This window comes from Lentzea aerocolonigenes (assembly GCF_000974445.1).
Lineage (GTDB): Bacteria > Actinomycetota > Actinomycetes > Mycobacteriales > Pseudonocardiaceae > Lentzea > Lentzea aerocolonigenes.
The window spans coordinates 67,412-92,099 of sequence record NZ_BBOJ01000015.1; the positions used below are offsets into that span (position 1 = coordinate 67,412).

Consider the following 24,688-nt stretch of genomic DNA (forward strand, 5'->3'; position numbering starts at 1 on the left):
GTCACGAACACGACGCCGGGGCAGACCGCGCTCTCCCGGGTCCCGCCAGAGGGGGTGTGACAGGGCCAGGGAGCCGCGGCCTCCCGCTGGCAGACTGAAGACCATGACCGAGTTCGGGAGGTTCCTGCGAGCACGCCGCGGCGGCATCAGCCCCGCCGACGTCGGGCTGCCCGCCAGAACCGGCCCCCGCCGCACCCCCGGCCTGCGCAGGGAAGAGGTCGCCGCACTGGCCGGCGTGAGCATCGACTACTACGTCCGCCTCGAACGCGGCAAGGAAACCCGCCCCAGCCCGTCCGTCGTGGACGCACTGGCCGAAGCGCTGCGCCTCAACTGCGAGGAACGCGACTTCCTGCGCGGACTCGCCGCCACCGCCGCACGTCAGGCACCCGAACCCCGCCCGCTGCCGAGCCGCCGCGTCCGGCCCACGATGCAGCTGCTGCTGGAAACCCTGCGCCCCAACCCCGCCTACGTCGTGAGCCGCACCAACGACCTGCTCGCCGCCAACCCCGGCGGACTGCGGCTGCTGCACGGCATCGAGGACTGGCCCGAGAAACAGCGCAACACGATCAGGTACACCTTCCTGCACCCCAACGCCCGCACCCTGTGGAACGACTGGGACCAGAAGGCCAAGAACTGCGTCGCCCAGCTGCGCGCCATCGCCGGCACCGACCCCGACGCACCCGACCTCGCCGCCCTCGTCGGCGAGCTCATCGTCAAGAGCCCCGACTTCAACCGGCACTGGGAACGCTACGAGGTCCGCACCATCGGCGACGGCGAGAAGACCATGCACCACCCCGAGGTCGGCACCATGACGCTGTCGCACGAGGGGCTGACCCTGAACCGCGCCCAGGGCCAGCGCCTCATCGTCTACCTCGCCACGCCCGGCACCCCCGACCACGACGCGATGACGCTGCTCGACCTCGCCGCCGCTATCCCGCGGCCACCGCGTACAGGAACCACGTCGAGTGCGGAATCCACTGCTCGAGCCAGCGCCAGTCCGTGTTCGGCCCCGACGACGCCACTCCCGGATCCCACTCGATCCCGCGCCCGTCCGCCGCACGCCCCGTGATGCCGTTGACGATGCCGCCCGCCGCCCGGATCCACTGCCACGACCCCGTCGCCGACCCCTCCGGGTACTCGAGGTAGATCGGCGCCGTGCGTCCGCTGCCCTCCAGCATGCACACGTCGAACGGGTTGCAGCCCACGATCCAGTTCAGCTGGTCGGCCGCGTACGACCGCAGCCTCGCCGCGAACGCCGCGTCGAACCTCGGCGCGGCCAGCCGGGCCGCCGCGGCCAGTGACGCCAGCCGCGCGTTCTCGCCCTGCCACCACGTGCCGGCCGCGTCGTGCGGGAAGAAGTACCCGTCGAACCGCTCACCCGCCGCCGTCTGCACCACTTGCCGCGCGTACCCGAACGGGTTCGGCACGGCGCCCGTGATCGACAGCTCGAACTCCAGCGACTTCCGCACCGCCGCGAGGACGTCGGAACCGGCGATCGACGAGTACGCGAGCAACGCCACGACCGGCAGGCCCGCGTCCGACGGGTGAAAGTACGGCCGATCCCTGTCGTCAGCGCGGAAATGACCGCGAGGCATCAACCGCGCCACCAACGACGCCGTACGACGGTCCGCCTCCGCCCGGTACTCCGGTTTCGACGTCGCCTTCACCAACTCGACGGCCGCGAGCAGGACGTTGTAGTCGTCCTGGATGTTCTCCTTGCCGTCGTTGGTCAACCGCACGTTGTTGACCTGCAAGAACGAGAACGCCGCCTCCGCCGCGGCCAGGTAGCGCGAGCGCGGGAACTCACCGTCGGCCGAACCCCGCGCCGCCCGCGCCAGCGCCGCGACCGCCACCCCGCACCCCTCGCGGAAGTTCAACGGCCCCTTGCGCAGGAACCGCTTCGCCGGGTCGATGCCGATGTCGTCGTTCTGCGGCTGCCGCACCGACCCGTAGAACGACCCACCCGGCATCTGCACCCGCACCAGGTAGTCCGCCCCGTACAGCGCCTCGTCGTGCAGCAGCTCCCGCAGGTGCACGAAGTCGCCGACCCCACGGCGCGTCAGCTCGTCATAGGCCGTCCACAACACATAAGCCGTGAGCGGCAGCTGCAGCGTGTTGCAGAACGAGTACTTCGACAGCTGCGTGAAGTGCTTCGACCAGTCCGCCGCCGCGTCATACCAGCCGCCGTGCGCGTCCACCCGCACCGACGGATCCGGCTCGTACGGCAACGACCTGTCCACCCGGTCGTACTCGCCGAACGACCGCGAGTCCTTGAAGAACCGCACCACGTGCGGCAACGTCCGCCGCTCCAGCACCAGCGGTTCGATCACGAACGGCCGCGACACCCCACCGTCCGTCGACAGCACGAATTCACCGGAACGCGCGAACTTCGAGAAGTCCGCGACCGAGTAGAACGACGGCACCGCCGGGAACTGGTTCGCCTTCCAGTCCGCGACCGGCCCGACCTGCCTGGCCGCCCCGCGGTGCACCACCACACCCGTGCCGTGCTCCACCAGCTCGAACCGGTGCGCGCCCGGCGTCGAACAGGCGATCACCGCCCGCTTCGGACCCTCGGCCTCGTAGCCGACGTTGTTCGTCAGCACCCACGTCACACCGCTCGGGGCGGCCGACGCCGTGCCCGAGGCCGCCAGCGCGCCCGCCGTTCCCAGCAGGAACGAACGCCTACCTGTGCCCATCCCGTACGCCTCCAAAACGTAACGGAGGGCGGCGGCGCGGTTACTCTACGGGTTGAGGGGTGAACGGCACCAGCACCACGGTGATGTTGTCGTGGCCGCCCGCCTCCAGCGCGACCTTCACGTACTCCTCAGGCCCCGAGCCCAGCAGCGGTTGCAGGTCCTCCGGCTGCGGCCGGTAGTTGTGCAGGCCGTCCGAGCACAGCACGAACACCCCGGGCGAGGACGGCTGCAGCGTCGCCACCTGCGGCTCCACCCGTCCGGCGTCCGCGCCGATCCACCGCGACAGCACGTGCGCACGACGGTCCGTGCGCGCCTGCTCCTCGGTCAGCACTCCCTCCGCGACCAGCTGCGCCGCCCAGGTGTCGTCCGTGGTGAGCTGCTTGGAGCCCTCCGCCGACAACCAGTACGCCCGCGAGTCACCGACCCAGCCGATCGTCGCCGAGTCTCCTGTGACCAGCACCGACACGAACGTGCACGACGGCGCGACACCCCGCCCGCCGGCCTCGAGCGGCTCGTTCTCCACGAGCTGCTCGACCGCGAAGCACGACGCCGCGACAGCGTCGATCATCGCCTGCTCCGGGTCGGCGGTGTCGATCAGCGCGTTGAGCAGCACGTCCACCGCGGCGTCGGCAGCGGCCTGCGAGGCCTGCTCCGCGCGTTCCGAGGACGCCACCCCGTCGCACACCACCGCGGCGACACCCTTGCCCGCGACGTGCCCGAACGCCATCGAGTCCTCGTTGCGCGCCCGCCGCTTGCCCCGGTCGCTCACCCCGGACACCGCGCCCAGCGTGTACTCGACCCGGTCCCGCGCCGAGGGCTGATGCCTGCCGCACTGGGTGCAGTAGTCCTCGTCGTCGATGTCGGGCGAGCCGCACAGGATGCACGACGCCTGCGCGGGACCGGTCGGCCCGCCCAGCGGCGTGCGGCGGACCAGCAGGTTGTGCCCGCACGCCTCGCAGAACCGGTCTTCCGGCGCGACGGGCGCGAAGCACTCCGGGCACTTCAGGGTGTCCATCAAACCAACGTCCTAGGCCTTACCGCGTTCGCGCGGTCCACCAATGCGATCCGTTCCTCCGGCGTGGCCGCGAACCGGGCCAGCGTGCGGTAGCGCCGCTCGAGACCCAGCCGAAGCTCGTGTTCGGAGAGTGCACAGTCCAGCACCCTGCCTTCGGCGGCCTGATTGCGGGTCACGTAGTCGTACGCCGCCTCCAGCAGTTCCGCCGACAGCTGGGTGTGCGAATGGACGTCGATGTCCAAGGCGTGCAACCGTTCCCCGGCCGCGACGAGGTCGTCGGCGTCGCCGTGCCCGAGCTGCGCGCGCACCGCCGCGATCTGCGCCGCCAGGTGTTGTGAAGACGTGTCCGGAACGGACAGCAGCACGTCGACCGCTCGCCCGCGGTCACCGCACGACAGCAGCACCCGCGCCAGCCCGAACGCCGCCGACACGTACGCGTGGTCCGTGCGCCACACCAGCTCGTACCAGCCCGCGGCCGCCACCAGATCACCGGTGGCCTCCGCGCACACGCCCAGCGCGAGCTTCGGAGCCGCCTCACCCGGCACCGCCGAGCACACCGCGTCGAAGAACCGCCGTGCGTCCTCGGCCCGCCGGTCGGTCAGCGCGGCGAGGCCCCGGTACCAGTCAGGGCGCCAGTCCTCGGGGTCGAGCTCCGACTCGTCGAACATCGACGGCGCCGTGATCGCCTCCAGCTCCCGCAGCGCCGCCTCGGTGTCGCCGGACTCGATCAGCACCCGCACGATCCGCAGCCGCACCTCGACCGTCAGCTCCGGTGCCTTGCGCAGGCCCGCCGGATCCGACGTCGTCGCCGTCGCGAGCCACGACGCGGCCGCATCCGACGTGCTCACGCTCGGTGCCGGCAACGCGACCGCCACCTCGCCCAGGTCCAGCGCACCCTCCACGCCGAACCGGCGGCGTTCCGGCGTGAACTGCCGCGACGGGCCCGGCCGCTGCACACCGTCCTCGATCGCCAGCACCTCGCGCAGCACACCCGTGAGCTGGTCCGCCATGTCCTCCGCGCTGGAGAACCGCAGCTCGGGGTTCGGGTTCGTGGCGCGCAGCAACAGCCGGTGGAACGACTCGAAACGCCCCAGCAGCGGTTCCTCGTCAACCGTGGGCAGCCGGTCCTTGCACTTGCCGCGGAAGTCGAACGGGAAGCTCATCACCGCCAGAGCTCGCCCGATCGTGTAGATGTCGGAGAAGATCGACGGCCCGATCGTGCCGATCTCCGGCGCCTGGTAGCCGATCGTGCCGTAGATGGGGGAGTGGTGGTCGTCGATGCGCCGCACCGCGCCCAGGTCGATCAGCTTGAGCTGCTCCTCCGTGTGGATCATGTTGTCCGGCTTGAAGTCGCAGTACAGCAGCCCCACACCGTGCAGGTAGCCGACCGCGGGAAGGATCTCCAGCACGTACGCGATGGCCTGCGCCAGCGGCAACGCCTCGTCACCGCGGCCCTCCCGGCGGCGGTGCGTGATCATGTCCTTGATGGACTCGCCGCCGACGTACTCCATCACGATGTAGTCGACGAGGTTGCCGGTCTTGCGGTCCGCGTGCCGGATGAAGTTGTGGATCTTCACGATGTTCGGGTGCTCGACCTCGGCGAGGAACCGGCGTTCGGCCAGCGCCGCCGCCATCGCGTCCGCGTCACCCGAGTCGAGCAGGCCCTTCAGCACGACCCACCGGTCGCTCACCGCGTGGTCCAGCGCCAGGTACAGCCAGCCCAGCCCGCCGTGCGCCAGACACCCCAGCACCTCGTACTGGTCGTGCAGCACCTCACCCGGCTCGAGCTTCGGCGTGAACGAGTACGCGTGCCCGCACTGCGGGCAGAACCCCTCCACCCGGCCCGGCTTGCCGTCCTTCTGCCTGCCGACCTTCTTGCCGCACTTCGAGCAGAACCGCTTCGCCTCGGGAACCTCGGGGTTGGCCAGCACCGCGGTCTTCGGGTCCCGGTACGGCACCCGCGGCACCTCGACCAGACCGGCCCCCAACCGGCCGCGGCTCATCGACCGCCCGCTGCCCCGGCGCGCGCGGGCCGAGCTCGACCGCGGCACCTCCTGCGACACCGACCAGGGTGCGGTCCCCGGTGACGTCGCGGGCCCGGTCACGGGCAGATCCAGCTCCTCACTCATCTCGCGACTCCCTCCCTAGTCCCGATAACGAGCGACCGGCGGCGCTGGTGCCGGACCCAGCGTGTTCAGCCACCGCCGGTAGATCGCGCCCCACGTGCCGTCGGCGCGCATCCGCTCCAGCACCCCGTTGACGAACCGGACGAGGTCCTCCTGCCCCTTGGGGATGCCCACCCCGTACGGCTCCTCGGTGAACCGCGCCCCGACCACCTCGGTGTACGGGTCCTGCGCCGCGAGCCCCGCCAGGATCGTGTCGTCAGTGGAGATCGCGTCGGTCTGCCCCTGCTGCAGCATCACCAGGCAGTCGGTCCAGTTCGGGACGCTCACCGTCGTCTTCACCCTGCTCACGACGTTGTTGAGCGACGTCGACCCGGCCGCGACGCACACCTTCCTGTCCTTGAGGCCGTCCACGCCGGCGATCCCGGAGTTGCGGCGCACCAGCACCCGCTGCCCGGCCTGGTAGTAGACCGACGAGAACTCGACGTCCTTGAGGCGGTCGCAGGTGATCGTCATCGTCCGCACGACCAGGTCGACCTCACCGCGCTGCAGCATCGGGATCCGCTCGGCCGAGGTGACGACCTTGAACTGCACCTTCTTCTCGTCCCCGAAGACGGCCTTGGTGATCTGCCGCGCCACGTCGACGTCGAAGCCCTCCAGCTCGCCGGTGAACGAGTTGCGGAACCCCATCAGGTACGAGTTCTGGTCCACCCCGGCGATCAACCGGCCGCGCTTGAGGATCCGCTCCATGGTCGACCCCGCCGGCATCTGCCCCGCCGCCGGCAACGCGCCCGGACGCAGGCTCGCCGTCGCGTCGCACGAGGGCGCGGGGCCCGTCGTGCTGCTCGGCGCCGAGGTCACCGTGCTCGCGCCGGCCGGCTGCGGCGCCCCGGCGGTGCGCGGCACGATCTCACTCGGCGCGGGCCCCGCCGAACACGCGCTGATCAAAGCCACCGACACGAGCGCGAGTCGTCTCATCGGTACTCCTTGAGGCGCTGCCACAGCCCCATCGTCGACCCCGCCGCGCTGATCACCGCGAGCACCAGCACCCCGACCACCGTGCCCGCCAGCGATGCCCGCGCCACCGCCACCTCGTCGCTGAAGTCCTGCCGCGCCTGGCCGATCGCCCGCACCAGATCGGAGTCCAGCGAGTCGAAGTACGGGTTGTCGATCAGGTTCACCGCGTCGTTGTACTGGCCCGCGTCGTCGGCCTCGCGGATGCGCTGGTGCACCTGCTGCCACTGCCGGAAGTGCCGCATCGCCTGGTCCACCGCCTCGGTGTCGTCCAGCCGTTTCGCCTGCTCCAGCTGCCCCTCCAGCCGTTGCGAGACCTCGACGAAGCTCTTCTCGTAGGCCTGGCCCGCACCACGCGCGACCAGCGTCAGAGTCTCGTCGCCCCGTGCCGTCAGTGTCGCGATCCGCGCCTGCGCCAGCACGTCGACCTTGGCCGAGGCGGTGCGGGAGTCCGCCACGTCGCGCATCACCAGCACCGACACCGTCGTCACCCACAGCAGCGACACCACCGCCGCACTGGTCGCCACCAGCAGCCCGATGTTGAGCAGCCGGTTCGTCTTGCGGGTCAGGTAGCGCTGGGTGAGCACGAGCCCGATCACGAACGCCAGCGCCACCAGCACCGGGGCGACCGGGAAGCCCGCCTCGTCCTGGGCACGCGCGACCCGGTCCGTCTCCGCCCGGTACAGCTCCTGCGCCGCCGGCAGCAGCTGCGTGCGCATCAACCCCGACGCCTCGCGCAGGTAGGCCGCGCCGACCGGGAAGCCCTGCCGGTTGTTCGTGCGCGCCGTCTCGATCAGGCCCGTGTACACCGGCAGCTGCGCGGCCAGCGTCGCGGTGAGGTCGGGGGAGGAGGCCGTGGCCACCGACAGCGCCGCCTGCGCCTGCGCGATGTCCGCCTCGTAGCGTTCCCGCAGCTGGGTGGGCTCGAGGCCACCGGACAGGAACGCGCTGGCCGCCGTCGCGTCGGCGTCCTGCAACGACCGGTAGACCTCCTGCGCCGCGTGCGCGAGAGGCTCCGACCGCGTCGCCAGGTCCTGCAGCGCCTGCTCCTGCCGGTTCACGCTCCACGTCGCGAGCGACCCGCTGGCCAGGCTCGCCAGGACCAGCACCACGGCGATCAGGCTCAACCGTCCCGGTGTCGACCGCGCCAGACCGGTGACCCGGCGCACCAGCGCCTGCCGCGGCTGCGAGTCGATCACCACGAGCGGGCCTCCCAAGCGGGCAAGTTGATCGGCGTGGCGTAACTGTAGGCACCCTGAGGACACCGCGTGGGAATTAACGACGCATCCCGCGAGGTGTCACTCGCCCGTTACGACCGGCGTGACTCGATCAGCCGATCGACACCGTCCAGGATCATCTCCAGCCCGAACTCGAACGAGTGCTCCGGGCTGAACGCGCTCTGGTGCGCCTCGCCGACAGCACCCCCGACCCTCGCGGCCACCGGGTAGCGGGCCGGGTCGAACACCGTCATCAGGAACGGCGCCGCCGCGTCCCACCACTGCTGGTCGGTCAGCCCGGTCTCCTTCTCGGTCACGGCCGCCGCCGTCAGCCCGCGCGCCGAGTTCTGCACGTGCCCGAGGACCAGGTTGAGCACCGAGTCCATCTCCACGTCCGACAGCCCGACACCCTCCAGGCCGCGCAGCTCGAAGTCGTACTTCGCGGCCACCTGCGGCCCCAGCACCGTCCGCGACGGCGCGACCTGCAGCAACCACGGGTGCCGCCGGTACAGCGCCAGGTTCTCCCGCGCCACGTACCCGAGGTGCTCGCGCCAGCCCTCGACGGGCGTGCGGCCGGTCGCGGCCTGCACGGTGTCGACCATGACGTCGATCAGCTCACCCTTGCCCGGCACGTAGGTGTAGAGCGACATCGTGCCCACGCCGAGCGACTCGGCCACGCGCCGCATCGACAGCGCCTTCAGCCCGTCGGCGTCGGCCAGCGCGATGCCGGCCTGCACGATCCGGTCCACGCTCAGGTCCGGCTTGCCCTTGCGGCTCGTGCGCTCCTGGGTGCGCCACAGCAACGCCAGCGTCCGCGCGGGGTCGCCGCTGCCCGTGTGTTCGATCACGAGCCGGACCCTACCGTACCGTATGGTGTACGGTACAGAGTATGTTCGGCGATCTCCGCGGAAAGTCCCTGTTCGAAGCCTTGCCCGACGCGCTGAACGACCCCGGCTACTGGGGAGTGGCCACCGCGACGGCGCTCGCCCTGGTCGCGCGCGGCCGGATCGTGCCGAGTGTGACCGGCGACGGCCACGACACCTGGCGGATCGGGCCGCTCGACCACGCCGATGAGCTGCACCTGCGGCAGCTCGCGGCCCACGGCGACTACGACGAGCTGCGGGCCTACCTCGACGCGGTGGCGGATGTGCTGCCCCGCGGCGGGGCGGAGGGCCCCTTCGCCGCCGCGCAACCCCGCCACGTTCCCGAGTTGCAGGCGTGGGCCGACGAGCAGATCAAGCTCTCCTTGCGCATCGAGACCACCGACGACCTGCGGTTCCGGGCGATCGTCCAGGTCCGCGCCATCACCGACCCCTACCCGCGCGACGTCCGCGGCTCCGGCCGTGAGCTCGACGCCATCCGCGCGATCGGCCGCTCCACGTGGCCGCCGCTGCACCGGCTGCTCGACCAGGCCGACCTCACCGACGACGAGGTCGCCGAACTCCTCACCACCGACATCGAGGTGCACTGGCCGGCGAACCTCACCACGTCGTTGTCCGCGAAAGCCGTCATCGGCGAACCCGGCGGCAGGTTCTCCGCCGGCGACCTGCTCGCGTTCGACTGGCAGCTCGCCCTCGGCGGCGACGTGCTGACCGAGGCTGAGATGGACGTCATCGCCGAAGCCAGCCGCCCCGTGATCAGGCTGCGCGACCAGTGGGTGCTCCTCGACCCGAACCTCAAGCGCAAGGCCCGGCAGCAGCTCAAGCCGATCACCGCCGTCCAGGCCGTCACCGCCGCTCTCGCCGGTACCGCGGTGATCGACGGCGAGCACGTCGACGTCGCCCCGCACAGCCTCACCACCGCCATCACGACCGTGCCGGAGCTCCCACAGCCCGCTGCGTTGCAGGCGACGTTGCGCGACTACCAGCTGCACGGCCTGCGCTGGCTCGCCCACATGACCGGCCTCGGCCTGGGCGCCTGCCTCGCCGACGACATGGGACTCGGCAAGACCATCACGCTCATCGCCCTGCACCTGCACCGCGCCCACGAGCACCCGACGCTGGTCGTCTGCCCGGCCTCCCTGCTCGGCAACTGGGAACGCGAGATCCACCGCTTCGCCCCCGGCACACCGGTCACCCGCTACCACGGTCCACAACGGACGCTCGCCGACCGGGGCGTCGTGCTCACCACCTACGGCACCATGCGCCTGGACGCCGAAGCGCTGAAGAACCACGCGTGGGGCATGGTCGTCGCCGACGAGGCCCAGCACGTCAAGAACCCGCACTCCGGCACCGCCAAGGCACTGCGCTCGATCCCCGCCGCGGCCAGAGTCGCGCTGTCCGGCACCCCCGTCGAGAACTCGCTGTCCGAGCTCTGGTCCATCCTGGACTGGACGACACCCGGCCTGCTCGGCACGCACCGCGCGTTCCGCACCCGCTGGCCCGAGCCCGACGACACGCTCACCAAGGTCGTGCGGCCGTTCCTGCTGCGGCGCCGCAAGTCCGACCCCGGCGTGGCCCCCGAACTGCCCGCCAAGACCGAGACCGACAGGTTCGTCTCGCTGACGACGGAACAGGCCGCGTTGTACGAGGCGCTGACCAGGGACACCCTCGACCGCATCGCGGCGAGCGACGGCATCGCCCGCCGTGGTCTCGTGCTGAAACTGCTCACGGGCCTCAAGCAGATCTGCAACCACCCGTCGCACTTCCTGGGCCACGCCTCGTTGCAGGGCACGTCCGGCAAGCTCGACCTGCTCGACGAACTGCTCGCCACGATCGTCGCCGAGGACGGCTCGGCGCTGATCTTCACCCAGTACGTCGGCATGGCCCGCCTGCTCGAACAGCACATCGAGCAGCCCACCAGGTTCCTGCACGGCGGCACGCCGATCGCGCAGCGCGAGCAGATGGTCGACGACTTCCAGCAGGGCCGCGCACCGGTGTTCCTGCTGTCGTTGAAAGCCGCCGGCACCGGCCTGAACCTGACGCGCGCCGACCACGTGATCCACTTCGACCGCTGGTGGAACCCCGCCGTCGAGGACCAGGCCACCGACCGCGCCCACCGCATCGGCCAGACCCGCCCCGTGCAGGTGCACAAGCTCGTCACCGAAGGCACCGTCGAGGAACGCGTCGCCGCGCTCCTGCAGGACAAACGCGACCTCGCCGACGCCGTCCTGCACGGCGGGGAGACCGCGTTCACCGACCTCACCGACGCCGAACTCGCCGAACTCGTCCAGCTCAGGAGCGCCTGATGACCGCACGCGGATTCGCCGCGTTCCCCAAGGTGAAACGCCGCGTCGCCACGACGTGGTGGGGCAAGGCGTGGGTGAAGGCGCTGGAGGACACCGCCCTCGACCTCGCCCTGATCCGCCTGGGCCGCCGCTACGCCCACGCCGGCGTCGTCGGCCCGATCACCGTCAGCCCCGGCCGCCTGCACGCCCAGGTGCACGACGACTCCGCCGTCCACAGCACCACCGTCCACGTGCCGGTGCTGACCGAAGTCCAATGGGGACGGTTCCTCGACCGCGTCGCCGAGCAGGCGGGCCACATCGCCGCGTTGCTGGACAACGACATGCCACGCGACCTCGTCGCCGCCGCCGAAGAGTCCGGTGTGGACCTGCTGCCCGGCATCGGCGACCTGGAGCCTTCGTGTGACTGCGACGGGTGGGAACTGCCGTGCCGCCACGCCGCCGCGCTCGCGTTCCAGGTCGGCTGGCTGCTCGACGCCGATCCGTTCGTGCTCCTGCTGCTCAAGGGAAAACCGGAACAGGAACTTCTCGACGCGTTGAAGCAACGCGTCGCCGGGCCCGTCGGAACCAGAACACCTGTGGTGGTTTCGCACGAAGACCCAGGTCAGCTGCCTGCCCGTCCGGCACTTTCGACCACCACACCTGTGGTGCTCGCGGTTGAACCGCCACCCGGATTCGAAGCCGCGGACCTCGAAGCGTTGATGGAGATCGCCGCTGAACGAGCACGCGCGCTGCTGCGTTCGGGCACTCTCGAAGGGTGATCACCGAGAAGCAGAAGATGTTGACCGGCCAGCTGTACAAGGACTCCGACCCCGAACTGGTCGCCGAGAGGGCGTCCGCGCAACGCCTCGTCGACGAGTTCAACTCGACGCGTTCCCACGCGGTCATCGAGAAGCTCTTCGGGTCGATCGGCGAGGGCTCGTGGGTCATGCCGCGGTTCCAGTGCGACTACGGCCACCAGATCCACATGGGCACCAACAGCTTCCTCAACTACGACGCCATCCTCATGGACTGCGCCACGATCACCATCGGCAACGACGTCTCCATCGGCCCGCGAGCCCAACTGCTCACCGCGCTGCACCCGATCGAGGACCACGAAGCACGGCGGCAACGGTTCGAAACGGCCGCACCGATCACGATCGGCGACAACGTGTGGCTGGGCGGCGGAGTCATCGTCTGCGCGGGCGTGACCATCGGCGACAACGCGGTGATCGGCGCGGGCAGCGTGGTCACGCGCGACATCCCGCCGCGCGTGCTGGCGGTCGGCAACCCCTGCAAGGTGATCCGCGAACTGTGACCTCAGAGCCTGGTCTCGTACCTCGTCAGGACCACGCCGCCGGGAAACGTCCTGGTCTCCACGAGGTTCAGGTTCACCCAGTTGTCCAGGGCCGTGAAGAACGGCTTGCCGCCTCCCACCAGGACCGGATGCGTGACGATCACGTACTCGTCGATCAGCCCGTTCCGCATGGCCGCCGCGGCGAGCGTGGCACCGGCGATGTCCATGGCGCCGCCGTCCTCGCCCTTGAGCCGGGAGATCTCGGCGACCGCGTCACCGGAGACCAGGCGGGCGTTCCAGCCGACCTCGCTGATCGTCGAGGAGAACACCACCTTCGGCAGGTCCCGCCAGTGCTGGGCGTACTCGATCACCGCCGGTGTGGCACCCGGCTGCTGGTCCGCGGTCGGCCAGTGGGAGCTCATCGCCTCCCAGAGCCTGCGCCCGTACAGCGACAGGCCCGTCGCCCCGACCCGGTCGGACCACCACTGGAACAGCTCGTCGCTCTGCACACCCCAGCCGAGGTCGTCACCGGGCGCGGCGATGTAGCCGTCCACGCTCACACCCATGCCGAACGTCAGTTTCCGCATGTTGTCATCGTCCTGCATGTGCAACCGTGAGAGGACCATGACCGCTCCCCAGAAGCCCACCGAGCCGTTGGTCCTGCTCGCCCTGACGACCGTCGCCCTGGTCGTCTCCGGCATCGGGCCGTACGACCGCACGACGTGGTACCTCGAGGTGGCGCCGGTGGTGATCGGCGGCGCGATCCTGGTCGCGACCTACCGCCGGTTCCGCCTCACGCCCCTGCTCTACCGCCTGATCTTCCTGCACGCGCTGGTCCTGATCCTCGGCGGCCACTACACCTACGCCCGCGTGCCGCTCGGGTTCTGGGCGCAGGACCTGTTCGACCTCGCGCGCAACCACTACGACCGCTTCGCCCACTTCGTCCAGGGGTTCGTGCCGGCACTTCTGGCTCGCGAGGTGCTTCTGCGCAGGACCCCGCTGCGGCCGGGCGGGTGGCTGTTCTTCCTCGTCGTGTGCGTCTGTCTCGGGTTCAGCGCGAGCTACGAGCTGCTGGAGTGGGCGTCGGCCGTGATCGGGGGATCGGCGGCGGACGACTTCCTCGGGACGCAGGGCGATGTCTGGGACACCCAGTGGGACATGTTCATGGCCCTGCTCGGGGCTTTGGCGGCGCAGATGACGTTGGCGCGGGTGCACGACCGGGAGCTGGCTCGTGCCGTTTGAGCGGGCCATCGAGCACGTCGCAGCTCGCTCGGCCGGTGGGCCGCTGCCGCGTGATCTGCGCGTGACGCTCAACTTCCACCCCGGCCGCGGAGTCCTCGAGGCGCTGGCCCGTGACGGCGTCTACCGCTCGCAGTTCGAGACCGGCACGAGCAACGGAGGCCTGACCGCGCACCCCGGTGGTGCGCGCTGGGAGTGGGAGAGCCGGCTGTTCGGCGGCGCCTACGACGACGCGGACCCCGCCGACCGTCCCAAATACGGCGCGCTCAACCACCGCAAGCTCGCGCACGGTGGCGCACCGCGGTTCGGCTCGGCACACCTGCGCCTGTCCGAAGCGGTGCTGGACCGCACCACGTTCTGCTACCCGGACAGCGTGTTCGACCCGGTCGACTTCGGCACCGCACAACGGTTCGCGCTGATCCCGCTCATCGACGACAGGGACCCGCTCGACAACTACGTCGAGGCGCACGTGCACGGCCCCGTGACGCTCGACGACGTGGAAGCCGTCGTGCTGGACCCGAGCTTCCCACAGATCCCGTCCCTGCCGTGCCCGGTGGAACGGCACGCGGGGTTCCGGCTGTCCACAGAGGACCTGCTGCGCCACGCGGACTACCGCACGCCCGAGTCCGTCGCACTGGGACTCGCGATCGCGGTGGCCGGGTTCATCGACCCGTGGATCCTGGAGAGTGCTTCAGCACCGCCACAGGTCGTGAAGCACCTGTGGCACCACCTCGCCCGGTTCGGTTACGGCAGGTAGACCGACGCGAGCCGCCGCACCTCGCTGACGAGACGTTCACGCAGCTCGTCCGGCTCCAGCACCTCGACCTCGCCGCCCATCCGCAGCAGCATCCCGGTCGCGTGCCCGATCGACTCGATCGGGATCGTCACCCGCACCTGCCCGCCGTCGTCCACTGCGGACTCCTCGGCTGCCCGCGCCACCGCGGGCAGCACGTTGGAAGCGAACGACTCCCATCCGCGCGGCGACAACCTGATCACCGCCTGACCGGTGAACTGCCGCGCCTGGAAGTCCTCCAGCGACGCCGACCAGTGCGCCGCCAGGTCGAACCCCTCCGGCCGTTCGAACGACTCCTCCAGCACCGTCGCCGCCTGGATCTGCGACACCCGGTACGTGGAGATGCGGCTGGAACCCTGCGCGACGAGGTACCAGCGGCCGGCCTTGAGCACGAGCCCCAACGGCCGCAGCACCCGCGTGACCTCCTCCGGTGCCTGCCAGCGCCGGTACTCGACCTCCAGCAGCCGCTCCCGCCACACCGCGTCCGCCACGAGCCCGAGCAGCGGCGACCGCTCCGGGTCGTAGTACCAGGCGGGGGCGTCGAGGTGGAACCGTCCCGCCATGCGTGAGGCCCGGTCCCGCATCGACGACGGCAGCGCGGCCATCAACTTCAGCTGCGCCGCCGCCACCGCGTCCCCGAGCCCCAAATCGGCCGCGGGTCCGGGCAGGCCGGCGAGGAACAGCGACTCCGCCTCCTGCTCGGTCAGGCCCGTGAGCTTGGTGCGGTACCCCTCCAGCAGCTGGTAGCCGCCCTGGGGACCCGCGTCGCCGTAGAGCGGGACGCCCGCGGCGTGCAGCGACTCGACGTCCCGGTAGATCGTGCGGACCGAGACCTCGAGCTCGGCGGCCAGGGCGTGCGCGGTCATGCGCCCCTTGGTCTGCAGGAGGAGCAGCAACGACACCAACCGGCTCGCACGCACGCGGGACACACTGCCACAAGGTGTCAGTGATAGCTCATATGTTCGACGCATGGCTTTCTACGAGAAGCACCTGGCGGTGAAGGAACCGCTGGTCATCGGCGGCAGGCACGTCAAGCGCTACGAGGTCGTCACTCCGGGACTGGAGATCACCGACGACATCCGCGCTGCCGCCTACGAGTTCCTGCCGAAGATCTACCCCGACTTCGCCGACCCCACGCCGCCCGCCACGGTCACCGTGCTGCACCGCAGCGCCGCGGGCATGTACCTCAACGCCTACAACTGGGTCTGGGACAACGTCCTGCACTGTCGCACCGCCGTGTCCGGTGACCAGCCGTTCCTCGGCTCGACGGACCCCGATCTCACGCACTTCAGCGTCATTCCCAAGGACCTCATCGGGTGCGTGTGGGAGCTGCCGCCGCTGGCCCACGAGCGCGACGCCTGGGTGCGGCACGTGCTGGAGCCGGACGTGCCCGACTTCGAGGGTTACCTGGCCGATGTCATGGCCGAGGGGCTGGTGGGGCGATGAGGGACTGGCAGGGCGCCCCCTCGCGCTGAAAATTCGTGGACGCGGCGGTTACGGTCGCAGACATGACCACTCCGGAGAACGTTGTGCGCGCATTGGCCGAACCGGTGAGGCTGCGGGCGTTCGCCGCCGTCGTCCTCGGAGCCGGAACGCTCGCCGACGTCGCCGCCGCCTCCGGGCTCAAGGTCAAGGACGCCGGTACGGCGCTGCGCAAGCTCCGTGAGGCCGGGCTGGTCGAGGGGGATCCGGCCCGGCCCTCCGATCTCAAGGCGCTGGCGGCCACGCTCACCGAGGCGATGCCCGCCGACGGGCTCGCGCCGTTCGTGCGCGGGGACAAGCTGATTTCACTGCCGGTGGCGCACGAACGCCGCCGCAAGATCCTCGAGCACGTCGCGTCGAAGGCCTTCGTGCCGCAGACGTACTACGAGGAGAACGAGATCAACGAGCGGCTCCAGGCGTGGTGCGACGGGGGAGAGCTCGACCACGTCACGATCCGGCGCTACCTCGTCGACTTCGGGTTGCTGGAACGCGGCGGCGGCCTCTACCAGGCTCAGCCCCTTCCGATGTAAGGCATCGCAGTGGCCATCACCGTCATGAACTGCACGTTGGCGTCCAAAGGCAACTGAGCCTGGTACAGCACCGCGTCGGCGACGTGCTGCACGTCGAACGTCGGCTCCGGCCGGACCTCGAAGTTCGCCTGCAGCACACCGGCGCCCATCCGCTCGGTCATCTCGGTCGCGGCGTTGCCGATGTCGATCTGCCCGCACGCGATGCGGAAAGCACGCCCCTCCAGCGACAGCGACTTGGTCAGCCCGGTCATCGCGTGCTTGGTCGCGTTGTACGCCACCGCGTGCGGGCGCGGCACGGACGCCGAGATCGAGCCGTTGTTGATGATCCGGCCGCCACCGCCGGTCTTCATGACCCGGAACGCCTCGCGGGCGCAGAGGAACGCGCCTGTGAGGTTCACGCCGACGACCTTCTCCCACGCGCTGAGGCTGAACTCTTCGATCGGTGTGGCGCGCACGTTCATGCCCGCGTTGTTGAACAGCACGTCGACCCGGCCCCACTTCGCGACCACCGCGTCGAACAACGCGACGACGGAGTCCTCATGCGACACATCGGTCGGTACAACCAGTGCGGAGGCGGTAAAACCCTCCGCGGTCTCGGCCAGCGCGTCCTCGCGCCGTCCGGCCAGTGCCACCTCGAACCCCGCCGCCAGCAGGGTTCGCGCCGCCGCGCGCCCCACGCCGGAACCCGCTCCCGTCACGATCGCGACCGCCATCGGTTATCTCCCCTCGATTCAGCGATTGCCCTGAGTGTCCCGTGTGGAGTACTTACCTGGTGTGGAGTGCGAAGAGGACACCTGCCTGTTGTGCGCGGGGTCCGGAACCATGTCGTGGCAGCAACCCGTTCCCGGTCCGGAAGGCCTTGTGCTGCACGAGATGTCGCACCCGTGCCCACGCGGTTGCTCGGGCTGGTGGCGGCTTCCGCACGGCGACCGCGGCGGGATCGTCCCAGGTGTTGTCACAGGCAATGTGGCGCGTGCCAACGAGATTCCAGGCCGACCGTCCACCCAGGCCTGATCACCGAGCGTGAACGATGGGGGTCACCCATTATTGCCAGGAGGGTCCCTGCTTGGCGGCTGCGTCCACTTGGAGTAGAAGCGGACACTGTTCTTCTGTGAAGGAGTGCAGCCGTTGCCATGGTTCTGGGCTCAACGAGGACCGGACCGCCTGCCGGGTCTGCGGTGGTCTGGGCCAGGTCCCCGACCGCTAGCCGAACCTATTTCTTCGTCATCAGAGTCGGGCCGAGGATCTTGCGGGCGATCCGCCGGGTGAGCGATTTGGGCTGGCGTGCGGTCGCCGGCTTGGGCGTCGCCGGGGTGGCCGCGGGTGTGGTGGCTGGAGTGGGCACGGGCGTGGTGGCTGGAATGGTCGCCGCTTCCGGTTCCTCGATCGTGATCTTCGCGAACACCTGGGTCTCCGGCTCAACACTGCCGGGCTGCTCGATCGGCACGCGAAGATCTTGCCATCGCGCTCTTCCACGCCTGCCGTAGGGGCGGCTCCCTCCGCACGGCGTGACGCGCGTCACGCAGCACACTGGGCGTTGACGGCGCCAAGCGGAGTGTGATGACTGAGACGAGCGAGTACGCGGACGTCGGACCGCCGGACTCGCGCCTCTGGGAGCAGATCGCGCAGGGTGACCACGCCGCGTTCACGGAGCTGTTCGAACGCCACGCCGAGGCGGTCTGGAACTACGCCTACCGGCTGACCGCCTCCTGGTCGCAGGCCGAGGACCTGCTCTCCGCGACGTTCCTGACCGCGTGGCGCACGCGCGGCGAGGCCCAGCTGGTGCGCGACTCCGCGCTGCCGTGGCTCTACACCGTGACCGCCAACCGCGCCCGCACCGAGTGGCGCGCCTCCCGCCGGGCGCTGCGCCTGGTCGCCCGCCTCGCGCCGCAGGACGAACGCGACCACGCCGACGAGGTGGCCGCCCGCACCGACGCCCAGCGCCGGTTGGCCCTGGTGGTGGCCGCGATCGCGAAGCTACCGCCCTCCGAACGCGAGATCGCCCAGCTCTGCCTGCTCGGCGACGTGTCCACCGCCGACGCCGCCACGCTCCTCGACATCACGGAGTCGAGCGTGCGCGCCCGCGTCTCCCGTGCCCGCGCCAGGCTGCGCGACCTGACCCCCGACGAGGACTCCCGATGATCGACCAGCTGCCCGAGAACCGCACCCTGCCCGACGACGTCCGCCTGCGAGCCCGCCGCCGCCTGTCCGAGGGCATGAAGCCCGCGCCGAGCAACCGCACGCCCGCCCTGATCGCCGCCGGCGTCGGCCTGCTGGCCGCGGGCGCGGTGGTCGCCGGTCAGGCCTTCTACGGCCCAGACGCCGAACTCGCGGGGCCGTCCTACCAGCACAACGGCGAGTTCGAAGGCAAGGACATGGCCGTCGCCAACCACGTCGAACGCGGCACGGTGAACCCCGACGCGCTCGCCCGGTGCGTCGCGGCGGCCACTGAACACCCACCTGCTGCCGAGTGGCAGACCATCGCCACGAGCAGGCGCGACGGCCTGACGCTCACCGCGTTCCGGAGCCCGGCCGGAGTGTTCTTCTGCGCGAACACCGCGACCACCACCACGATCTCCGCACCGGACGACGCCAAGCTCGACGAGGGTCCGCGCCAGGTCAAGGTCCTCTTCACCACGCCGACCGGTGCGCTGGCCGGTCTGGCCTCGCCCGACGTGCGGTTCCTCAGCCTGTCCAGGATCGGCGACAAGGGGTGGGACAACACCTCGCCCGCGCTGGTGGACGGGGTGTTCCTCGCCCCCAGCGGCTACACCAAGGCCGAGAACGGCTCGAAGGCGCTGGCCAACGGCTCCGAGTTCGCCCTGCGCGGGATGCCCGCGGTGTCCCGGCCCGTCGTGGACCGGCCGTTGCCTCCCGCCGACCGGAGCACGCCGGACGCCCAGAAGCTCGCCGAGTGCCTGCGGGACCGGCCGGTGGCGGACCCCGACCAGTTCGAGGTCGGCGTCACGGCGAAGGTGAGCCCCACCAGCACCGTGCGGCTCGGCAGGTTCGGTGGCGTGCTGCTGTACTGCCTGGACGGCGGCCAGCCCCTGGTTGGCCTGTCCATCGAGGCAGACCGCATGGAGGCGCTGCCCGGCAGGACCATCGCCGGGTTGACCGCGTTCTACGACTTCGTCGGTGCCGAGGGAGGTGGCTCGACCAGCTCCCACACGGCCGCCGTCGGCCTGGTCCTCGACGACCGCGTCGCCTCCATCACCTACACCCGGCCCGGCGCGGCGGACGTGCCCGCGTCGATCGGCAACGGCACGTTCGTGCTGGCCGCGCCGTTCATCGACCGGCACCCGGACGCCCGCGTGGTCGTGCGGGACGCCGGGGGAGCGGTACTGGAGACGATCAAGCCTCACGACTCGTAGATCCTCGATCGTGCTGATCGCGCTGCCCGACATCTTCAAGGGCATCGCGATCAACCCGCTCGACCCGGTCGTGCTGTGCCTGCTCGCCGCGGTGGCGTCGCTGCTGTGCGGTAAACCGGTGGACAACCGGGGCAGGATTCCGTTGTGGAAACGGAACGCCTGACGCTGCGCCCGATCGCCGCGTCCGATGTGGACGACCTGCGCGCGTTGCACGCCGATCCCGAGGTGATGCGGTTCCTCGACCCCGCACCGGTCGAGAACTACCTCGGCGCGAGCTTCCACGCCGCACACGAGAAGGCCACCGGCAGGTTCGTCGGCTGGTTCGAGTTCAAGGGCGCCGGCGAGGTCGAGCTCGGCTACCGGCTGCACCGCGAGTTCTGGGGCCTCGGTTACGCGACCGAGGGCGGGAAAGCCCTGATCGAGCGCGGATTCACCAGCGGTGGGGTCGAGCGGGTCGTCGCGACCACGATGTTCGTCAACGCGGGCTCCCGGCGGGTGATGGAGAAGTGCGGACTGCGGCACGTCCGCACGTTTCACGTCGACTTCCCGGATCCGTTGCCCGGCTCGGAATACGGCGAGGTCGAGTACGCGCTGACCAAAGCGGAGTGGCAACGAGCTCAGGGGGAACGCCATGTGGCAGGTGGAAACAGTTGACCTGGACGCGTACTTCGCGCGCACGGGAGCATCAGCGTCGAGTTCGCTGACGGAGTTGCACGAGGCGCATGTGCGCGCCATTCCGTTCGAGAACATCGACGTGATGCTCGGCCTCGTGCCGTCGCTGGACCTCGTCGACATCCAGGACAAGTTGGTGCACAGGCGTCGCGGCGGTTACTGCTACGAACACCAACTGCTCTTCACGGCCGTGCTGGAGCGTCTCGGCTACACCGTCGCACGGCGCTTGAGCCGCGTGATGACCGGACCGCGCACGCACATGATGTCGATCGTGGACGAGCACCTCGTCGACGTCGGGTTCGGCGCCGGGATGCTGCACCCGATGCCGCTGGCCGACGGCGCGGTCGTGGACCAGGCCGGCTGGCTCCACCGGTTGCGCCGCGAGGACCGGCGGTGGGTGCTGGAGAAGCAGTCGTCGGACGGTTGGCAATTGCAGCACGCGTTCGAGGACGACGTCGAGCAACGGCCCGTGGACTACATGGCGGCCAACTACTACGTGGCCACGCACGAGCGTTCACCGTTCAGCCGCCAGCTCGTCGTGATGCGTCTCGAACCGGGCCTGAGTCGCCGTCTGGTCGGTTCGACGCTCACGATCGAGCACGCGGGAGAGGAATCTGAGAATTCTCAGGTTGAGGACCTCTCGAAAACCCTGGAATCGCTGGACATCACGCTCACCGAGAGGGAGCTGAGTCACATCAGCTCAACTTCAGGAACATTTGCGGAGGCGCGTTCGTAATACGAGGTGCAGGGGATCGCAATTCGGAGGTGTAGGAAATGACCACCGCGACTCCGTTCGCCACAGGAACCAATTCCGCCGGCGTCAACGCACTGCCCACGCCGCCCACGGGCTGGCCGATCGGTTCCTACGCGACCTACGAAGAGGCGCAGCGAGCCGTCGACCACCTGGCGGACAACGACTTCCCGGTCGCGGACGTCACCATCGTCGGCATCGAGCCGATGATCGTCGAACGTGTCACCGGCCGCCTGACGTGGGGCCGCGTCCTGGGCGCGGGTGCCGCGTCCGGTGCCTGGTTCGGTCTGTTCGTCGGTCTGCTGCTGGGCCTGTTCTCCACCGGCGGCGCCCTCGCCCCGATCGTCACGGGCCTCCTCGTCGGTACGGTCTTCGGCCTGGCGGGCGCGGCGATCCGGTACTCGGCCCAGCGCGGCCGCCGCGACTTCGCCTCGACCACCCAGCTCGTGGCCGGCCGCTACGACGTGCTGAGCCACCCGCGTAGCGCCGAGCGCGGCAAGGAGATGCTGACCGCGCTGGCCTGGCGGTCCTGAGACCTGCTCCCACCACACAGGAAACGCCGTCCCGATCTTCGGGGCGGCGTTTCCGCTTTGCTCGGACGTGTGACTCGGCTGGTGAACCGGCAGGGGCGGCAGGCTCGGTGCCTGCCGCCCCTTTCTGCTGGGCTCCTTTCGCGTCGGCCGGACAGGAAACGTTCCTCAGCCGGCCGGAGGAGATCGCTGCCGCGACCTCGCGAACCCGGCGCGCCGCACCCCTCGCAGAACCGCGGGTTCCGGAAAGCCCGCGACGCCTGCGCGAGAGTGAGGACGCGGTCTCGGCGTTGTGCCGAAGTTGGCGTCGATGATCGCCTCGAACTCCGCGCTCACCCACGCCGGATCGGCGCACACCAGGTCCGCGAAAGCCCTCTCGCTGGTCCTCAGCACCTCGTCACTCCTCGATGAAGAGCAGCTAGTAGGTACAGATTTTTTGTAGCGCGGACTGTAGGTTATGTCAACCACCTACTTGAGGAGATTCCGTGCCGCTGAGCGACCTCGACGACGAGGACTACCCGGCGTACACGACGGGCAGGGCCGCGGAGCTGCTGGGCGTGCAGCAGGCGTTCCTGCGCAGCCTCGACACCGCCGAGGTGCTCGTCCCGCACCGGTCCGAGGGCGGCCACCGGCGCTACTCCCGCCGCCAGCTCGGCGTGGCGCACCGCTTCCGGGAGCTGTTCGACGACGGTCACCTGCTGGTGTCCGCGGCGCTGATCGTGCGGCTGGAGGACGACCTCGCGGCGGCGAACGCCGAGGTCGCAGCCCTGCGGCTGCGTCTCGACGAGAAGTAGGGGCAGTTTCCGTACGTCATACGGTATTGTTTCCGTATGGCCTACGGAAATGGGGTGGACGGATGGCCGCCGAACGCAGCGGCGGGGGAGACCCGGCCAGGACGATCGCGCTGCTCTGGCGCAAGCCGCCCGAGCCGAAACCAGTCGGCAGGAAGCCCAAGGTGAGCGTCGACCAGATCATCACCGCGGCGATCGCGGTGGCCGACCGCGAAGGGCTCGGCGCGATGTCGATGGCCCGCGTCGCGCAGGAGCTCACCGTCGGCACGATGTCGCTCTACACACACGTGCCCGGCAAGGCGGAGCTGATCGACCTGATGGCGGACGCGGTGCTGCAGGAACGCGACCTCACGTCCGATGGCACGTGGCGTGACCGCATCAAGCACTACGCCGACCGCACACGCGCCGTGTACCAGGCACACCCGTGGATGCGTGACGTGTCGATGGTGCGCCCACCGCTCGGACCGGGCTTGATGGACGGCCAGGAGTTCGTGCTGGCCGCGCTCGCCGACGCCGGTCTGGAACCACGCCACGTGACGACCGCGCACATCGCGGTCGAGGGGTTCGTGCACGGCGCGGCGGCGTCCGAAGTGGACGATCAACAGCTGGAGGAGAAGACCGGCGAGTCCGGCGACTCGTGGTGGGGCGCGCGGCAGCTGTTCTGGGACGACTACTTCGACGTCGAGCGCTACCCGACCATGACGAGCCTGTGGAACGCCGGCGCCTACGACACCGGCGGCACGCTCTCCGACACCGTGCGCGACTCGTTCGACTACGGGCTCGAGAAGCTGCTCGACGGCATCGAAGGGGGACTGCGATGACGATCCTGGTGACCGGGGCGACGGGCAACGTCGGCCGGCTGGTGGTGCGAGGACTCACCGGTCACGTGCGGGCGATGACCCGCGACCCGGCCAAGGCGAGCTTCCCCGCGCACGTCGAGACCGTCCGCGGCGACCTCGGCGACCCGGACGGCATCCCGTTCGACGGCGTGGAGAAGCTGTACCTGTTCGTCCACCCGCCGACCGTCGGGGAGGTGGTCGAGCGGGCGGTGAAGGCCGGCGTGCGCAGGATCGTGACGCTCTCCTCCGGCGCGGTGACCTGGGGCTACGACAAGACCCACCACCTGCCGGCCGAGCAGGCCGTCGAGGCGTCCGGCGTCGAGTGGACCCACGTGCGGCCCGGCGAGTTCGCGGCCAACAAGATCGAACTGTGGGGCCCGTCGATCCGCGCGGACGGCACGATCGTGCACCCGAACCCCGACGAGTTCGGCCAGCCGATCCACGAGGCCGACATCGCCGAGGTCGCGGTGAAGGCGCTGCTGGAGGACGGTCACGCGGGCAAGGCCTACGACCTGTCCGGACCGCCGCAGCTCACCCAGCGGCAGATGGCCGCGGCGATCGGTGAGGCGATCGGCCGCGAGCTGCGGTTCCGCGACGTGACGACGGACGAGGCGCTCGCCTACTACGTCGGTCTCGGGTGGCCGGAGGAGATCGCGCGGTACGTCCTCGGGCTCAGCGGGTACGAGGGTGGTGATCCCGACGACTTCGCGGACTACGAGTTCGTGGTGCAGCCGGACTTCGAGGCCGTGACGAGCCGGCCGTACCGGACGTTCGCGCAGTGGGCGCGTGATCACGTGGCCGACTTCAGGGCGACCGCGTGAAGCTGATCGCGACCGACCTCGACGGCACCCTGCTGCGCAACGACCGGACCTTGTCGCGCCGCTCGCTCGCCGCGCTGCGCACCGCCACCGAGTCCGGCGCCGAGGTCGTGTTCGTGACGGCGAGGCCGCCCCGGTTCGAACCGTCCTACGTGCTGCGAATGCCGGAGGACGCCGCCGCCGAGCACCCCGTCGAGGCGCTCGACGACCTGTGGGCGGTGCCGTTCGTGAAGCTGCTGGCGTACTCGCGCCACCACAGCGCGGGCTTCACCAACGAGCAGGACGGCGTGGCCGTCGTGCTCGAAGATCTGTTCGGCCGCTGATCACCCGTCGATTCCGGCCCC

General features: G+C 70.1%; 28 protein-coding genes and 1 pseudogene. 18 read left to right on the top strand and 11 right to left on the bottom strand.

The features are described 5' to 3' along the window. The first annotated feature begins 103 nt into the window (after window positions 1–103). Window positions 104–1,069 (top strand): helix-turn-helix transcriptional regulator, encoded by a 966-nt coding sequence (locus AOM45_RS49905; RefSeq protein ID WP_030465963.1) that lies wholly within the window; start codon window positions 104–106, stop codon window positions 1,067–1,069. Between the two features lie 88 nt (window positions 1,070–1,157). On the opposite strand, the pseudogene AOM45_RS52460 reads toward AOM45_RS49905, so the two are convergent. The 6 genes and pseudogenes from AOM45_RS52460 to AOM45_RS28050 all read right to left on the bottom strand — a co-directional run. Continuing rightward, window positions 1,158–2,696: pseudogene (locus AOM45_RS52460) on the bottom strand (glycoside hydrolase family 9 protein); the annotation flags it as partial. Window positions 2,697–2,736: 40 nt separating this feature from the next. Continuing rightward, a complete protein-coding gene (locus tag AOM45_RS28030) occupies window positions 2,737–3,711 on the bottom strand; it encodes a PP2C family protein-serine/threonine phosphatase (protein WP_035909342.1) in 975 nt (324 codons plus the stop codon). Next, complete coding sequence (locus tag AOM45_RS28035) at window positions 3,711–5,840, bottom strand: serine/threonine-protein kinase (RefSeq protein ID WP_051782889.1); 2,130 nt, start codon at window positions 5,838–5,840, stop codon at window positions 3,711–3,713. Before AOM45_RS28035 ends, AOM45_RS28030 begins: the two co-directional genes overlap by 1 nt. 15 nt (window positions 5,841–5,855) lie before the next feature. Continuing rightward, window positions 5,856–6,812, bottom strand: a complete 957-nt coding sequence (locus tag AOM45_RS28040) for a glutamate ABC transporter substrate-binding protein (RefSeq protein WP_030465967.1) — start codon at window positions 6,810–6,812, stop codon at window positions 5,856–5,858. After that, window positions 6,809–8,065, bottom strand: a complete 1,257-nt coding sequence (locus AOM45_RS28045; RefSeq protein ID WP_156093635.1) for a GlnX family signal transduction membrane protein — start codon at window positions 8,063–8,065, stop codon at window positions 6,809–6,811. The genes AOM45_RS28040 and AOM45_RS28045 overlap by 4 nt, the downstream gene beginning before the upstream one ends. A 92-nt stretch (window positions 8,066–8,157) precedes the next feature. After that, on the bottom strand, window positions 8,158–8,913 hold the full coding sequence (locus AOM45_RS28050) for a TetR/AcrR family transcriptional regulator (protein WP_201780078.1): 756 nt from the start codon (window positions 8,911–8,913) through the stop codon (window positions 8,158–8,160). Window positions 8,914–8,954: 41 nt separating this feature from the next. Here AOM45_RS28050 and AOM45_RS28055 point away from each other — a divergent pair, with 41 nt between their 5' ends. The 3 genes from AOM45_RS28055 to AOM45_RS28065 are packed head-to-tail and all read left to right on the top strand — an operon-like array spanning window position 8,955 to window position 12,546. Next, window positions 8,955–11,252 (top strand): DEAD/DEAH box helicase, encoded by a 2,298-nt coding sequence (locus AOM45_RS28055; RefSeq protein WP_030465970.1) that lies wholly within the window; start codon window positions 8,955–8,957, stop codon window positions 11,250–11,252. Then, on the top strand, window positions 11,252–12,010 hold the full coding sequence (locus tag AOM45_RS28060) for an SWIM zinc finger family protein (protein WP_063756981.1): 759 nt from the start codon (window positions 11,252–11,254) through the stop codon (window positions 12,008–12,010). The genes AOM45_RS28055 and AOM45_RS28060 overlap by 1 nt, the downstream gene beginning before the upstream one ends. 17 nt (window positions 12,011–12,027) lie before the next feature. Continuing rightward, window positions 12,028–12,546, top strand: a complete 519-nt coding sequence (locus AOM45_RS28065) for a sugar O-acetyltransferase (RefSeq protein WP_030465972.1) — start codon at window positions 12,028–12,030, stop codon at window positions 12,544–12,546. Between the two features lie 2 nt (window positions 12,547–12,548). Here the strand turns inward: AOM45_RS28065 and AOM45_RS28070 are convergent, their stop codons facing one another. Then, complete coding sequence (locus tag AOM45_RS28070) at window positions 12,549–13,112, bottom strand: dihydrofolate reductase family protein (protein WP_030465973.1); 564 nt, start codon at window positions 13,110–13,112, stop codon at window positions 12,549–12,551. A gap of 37 nt (window positions 13,113–13,149) precedes the next feature. On the opposite strand from AOM45_RS28070, the gene AOM45_RS28075 reads away from it, so the two are divergent. Beyond that, window positions 13,150–13,767, top strand: a complete 618-nt coding sequence (locus AOM45_RS28075; protein ID WP_030465974.1) for a DUF2238 domain-containing protein — start codon at window positions 13,150–13,152, stop codon at window positions 13,765–13,767. After that, a complete protein-coding gene (locus tag AOM45_RS28080; RefSeq protein WP_030465975.1) occupies window positions 13,757–14,521 on the top strand; it encodes a DUF3626 domain-containing protein in 765 nt (254 codons plus the stop codon). Before AOM45_RS28075 ends, AOM45_RS28080 begins: the two co-directional genes overlap by 11 nt. Here AOM45_RS28080 and AOM45_RS28085 read toward each other — a convergent pair. Continuing rightward, window positions 14,509–15,477, bottom strand: a complete 969-nt coding sequence (locus AOM45_RS28085) for a helix-turn-helix transcriptional regulator (protein ID WP_035909408.1) — start codon at window positions 15,475–15,477, stop codon at window positions 14,509–14,511. The genes AOM45_RS28080 and AOM45_RS28085 overlap by 13 nt on opposite strands. A gap of 49 nt (window positions 15,478–15,526) precedes the next feature. On the opposite strand from AOM45_RS28085, the gene AOM45_RS28090 reads away from it, so the two are divergent. Both AOM45_RS28090 and AOM45_RS28095 read left to right on the top strand, forming a co-directional pair. Then, a complete protein-coding gene (locus AOM45_RS28090) occupies window positions 15,527–16,003 on the top strand; it encodes a hypothetical protein (protein WP_030465977.1) in 477 nt (158 codons plus the stop codon). Between the two features lie 62 nt (window positions 16,004–16,065). After that, window positions 16,066–16,569 carry a DUF2087 domain-containing protein gene (locus AOM45_RS28095; protein WP_030465978.1) on the top strand — a complete coding sequence of 168 codons (504 nt, stop codon included), beginning with the start codon at window positions 16,066–16,068 and terminating at the stop codon, window positions 16,567–16,569. Here AOM45_RS28095 and AOM45_RS28100 read toward each other — a convergent pair. Next, window positions 16,551–17,282 carry an SDR family oxidoreductase gene (locus AOM45_RS28100; RefSeq protein WP_030465979.1) on the bottom strand — a complete coding sequence of 244 codons (732 nt, stop codon included), beginning with the start codon at window positions 17,280–17,282 and terminating at the stop codon, window positions 16,551–16,553. The genes AOM45_RS28095 and AOM45_RS28100 overlap by 19 nt on opposite strands. A 500-nt stretch (window positions 17,283–17,782) precedes the next feature. Continuing rightward, window positions 17,783–18,016, bottom strand: a complete 234-nt coding sequence (locus AOM45_RS52175) for a hypothetical protein (protein ID WP_030465980.1) — start codon at window positions 18,014–18,016, stop codon at window positions 17,783–17,785. A 113-nt stretch (window positions 18,017–18,129) separates the two neighbouring features. Between AOM45_RS52175 and AOM45_RS28110 the strand changes: the two genes are divergently transcribed. From AOM45_RS28110 to AOM45_RS28130, 6 genes are read left to right on the top strand one after another with little or no spacing between them, the layout of a single operon-like run. Then, complete coding sequence (locus tag AOM45_RS28110; protein ID WP_030465981.1) at window positions 18,130–18,711, top strand: RNA polymerase sigma factor; 582 nt, start codon at window positions 18,130–18,132, stop codon at window positions 18,709–18,711. Then, window positions 18,708–19,943 (top strand): hypothetical protein, encoded by a 1,236-nt coding sequence (locus AOM45_RS28115; protein WP_030465982.1) that lies wholly within the window; start codon window positions 18,708–18,710, stop codon window positions 19,941–19,943. The genes AOM45_RS28110 and AOM45_RS28115 overlap by 4 nt, the downstream gene beginning before the upstream one ends. A gap of 10 nt (window positions 19,944–19,953) precedes the next feature. Further along, on the top strand, window positions 19,954–20,106 hold the full coding sequence (locus AOM45_RS51145) for a hypothetical protein (RefSeq protein WP_156093637.1): 153 nt from the start codon (window positions 19,954–19,956) through the stop codon (window positions 20,104–20,106). Further along, window positions 20,088–20,597, top strand: a complete 510-nt coding sequence (locus AOM45_RS28120) for a GNAT family N-acetyltransferase (RefSeq protein WP_035909345.1) — start codon at window positions 20,088–20,090, stop codon at window positions 20,595–20,597. The genes AOM45_RS51145 and AOM45_RS28120 overlap by 19 nt, the downstream gene beginning before the upstream one ends. Next, entirely contained in the window at window positions 20,575–21,351 is a 777-nt protein-coding gene (locus AOM45_RS28125) for an arylamine N-acetyltransferase family protein (protein WP_035909346.1), read from the top strand. The genes AOM45_RS28120 and AOM45_RS28125 overlap by 23 nt, the downstream gene beginning before the upstream one ends. Window positions 21,352–21,389: 38 nt before the next feature. Continuing rightward, the gene (locus AOM45_RS28130; RefSeq protein ID WP_030465985.1) at window positions 21,390–21,899 is read left to right on the top strand and encodes a YflT domain-containing protein; all 510 of its coding nucleotides are present in this window, start codon (window positions 21,390–21,392) and stop codon (window positions 21,897–21,899) included. Between the two features lie 165 nt (window positions 21,900–22,064). Here AOM45_RS28130 and AOM45_RS49910 read toward each other — a convergent pair whose 3' ends face one another. Continuing rightward, window positions 22,065–22,289: a hypothetical protein gene (locus AOM45_RS49910; protein ID WP_081901902.1), complete on the bottom strand. Its 225-nt coding sequence runs from the start codon at window positions 22,287–22,289 to the stop codon at window positions 22,065–22,067. A 92-nt stretch (window positions 22,290–22,381) separates the two neighbouring features. On the opposite strand from AOM45_RS49910, the gene AOM45_RS28135 reads away from it, so the two are divergent. The 4 genes from AOM45_RS28135 to AOM45_RS28150 all read left to right on the top strand — a co-directional run bounded on the left by AOM45_RS28135 (window position 22,382) and on the right by AOM45_RS28150 (window position 24,667). Continuing rightward, window positions 22,382–22,690, top strand: coding sequence for a MerR family transcriptional regulator (locus AOM45_RS28135; protein WP_030465986.1), 309 nt, complete (start codon window positions 22,382–22,384; stop codon window positions 22,688–22,690). A gap of 62 nt (window positions 22,691–22,752) precedes the next feature. Further along, window positions 22,753–23,508 (top strand): TetR/AcrR family transcriptional regulator, encoded by a 756-nt coding sequence (locus AOM45_RS28140; protein ID WP_030465987.1) that lies wholly within the window; start codon window positions 22,753–22,755, stop codon window positions 23,506–23,508. Further along, a complete protein-coding gene (locus tag AOM45_RS28145; protein ID WP_030465988.1) occupies window positions 23,505–24,347 on the top strand; it encodes an NAD(P)H-binding protein in 843 nt (280 codons plus the stop codon). Before AOM45_RS28140 ends, AOM45_RS28145 begins: the two co-directional genes overlap by 4 nt. Further along, entirely contained in the window at window positions 24,344–24,667 is a 324-nt protein-coding gene (locus AOM45_RS28150; protein WP_030465989.1) for an HAD family hydrolase, read from the top strand. Before AOM45_RS28145 ends, AOM45_RS28150 begins: the two co-directional genes overlap by 4 nt. Window positions 24,668–24,688: the final 21 nt, after the last annotated feature.

Excerpts from the sequence above, each read along its gene's own strand:
- AOM45_RS49905 (WP_030465963.1), top strand. The coding sequence starts at position 104 with ATGACCGAGTTCGGGAGGTTCCTGCGAGCACGCCGCGGCGGCATCAGC.
- AOM45_RS28030 (WP_035909342.1), bottom strand. The coding sequence starts at position 3,711 with ATGGACACCCTGAAGTGCCCGGAGTGCTTCGCGCCCGTCGCGCCGGAA.
- AOM45_RS28035 (WP_051782889.1), bottom strand. The coding sequence starts at position 5,840 with ATGAGTGAGGAGCTGGATCTGCCCGTGACCGGGCCCGCGACGTCACCG.
- AOM45_RS28040 (WP_030465967.1), bottom strand. The coding sequence starts at position 6,812 with ATGAGACGACTCGCGCTCGTGTCGGTGGCTTTGATCAGCGCGTGTTCG.
- AOM45_RS28055 (WP_030465970.1), top strand. The coding sequence starts at position 8,955 with ATGTTCGGCGATCTCCGCGGAAAGTCCCTGTTCGAAGCCTTGCCCGAC.
- AOM45_RS28060 (WP_063756981.1), top strand. The coding sequence starts at position 11,252 with ATGACCGCACGCGGATTCGCCGCGTTCCCCAAGGTGAAACGCCGCGTC.
- AOM45_RS28065 (WP_030465972.1), top strand. The coding sequence starts at position 12,028 with ATGTTGACCGGCCAGCTGTACAAGGACTCCGACCCCGAACTGGTCGCC.
- AOM45_RS28070 (WP_030465973.1), bottom strand. The coding sequence starts at position 13,112 with ATGCGGAAACTGACGTTCGGCATGGGTGTGAGCGTGGACGGCTACATC.
- AOM45_RS28075 (WP_030465974.1), top strand. The coding sequence starts at position 13,150 with ATGACCGCTCCCCAGAAGCCCACCGAGCCGTTGGTCCTGCTCGCCCTG.
- AOM45_RS28090 (WP_030465977.1), top strand. The coding sequence starts at position 15,527 with ATGGCTTTCTACGAGAAGCACCTGGCGGTGAAGGAACCGCTGGTCATC.
- AOM45_RS28095 (WP_030465978.1), top strand. The coding sequence starts at position 16,066 with ATGACCACTCCGGAGAACGTTGTGCGCGCATTGGCCGAACCGGTGAGG.
- AOM45_RS28100 (WP_030465979.1), bottom strand. The coding sequence starts at position 17,282 with ATGGCGGTCGCGATCGTGACGGGAGCGGGTTCCGGCGTGGGGCGCGCG.
- AOM45_RS28110 (WP_030465981.1), top strand. The coding sequence starts at position 18,130 with ATGACTGAGACGAGCGAGTACGCGGACGTCGGACCGCCGGACTCGCGC.
- AOM45_RS28115 (WP_030465982.1), top strand. The coding sequence starts at position 18,708 with ATGATCGACCAGCTGCCCGAGAACCGCACCCTGCCCGACGACGTCCGC.
- AOM45_RS28125 (WP_035909346.1), top strand. The coding sequence starts at position 20,575 with ATGTGGCAGGTGGAAACAGTTGACCTGGACGCGTACTTCGCGCGCACG.
- AOM45_RS28130 (WP_030465985.1), top strand. The coding sequence starts at position 21,390 with ATGACCACCGCGACTCCGTTCGCCACAGGAACCAATTCCGCCGGCGTC.
- AOM45_RS28140 (WP_030465987.1), top strand. The coding sequence starts at position 22,753 with ATGGCCGCCGAACGCAGCGGCGGGGGAGACCCGGCCAGGACGATCGCG.
- AOM45_RS28145 (WP_030465988.1), top strand. The coding sequence starts at position 23,505 with ATGACGATCCTGGTGACCGGGGCGACGGGCAACGTCGGCCGGCTGGTG.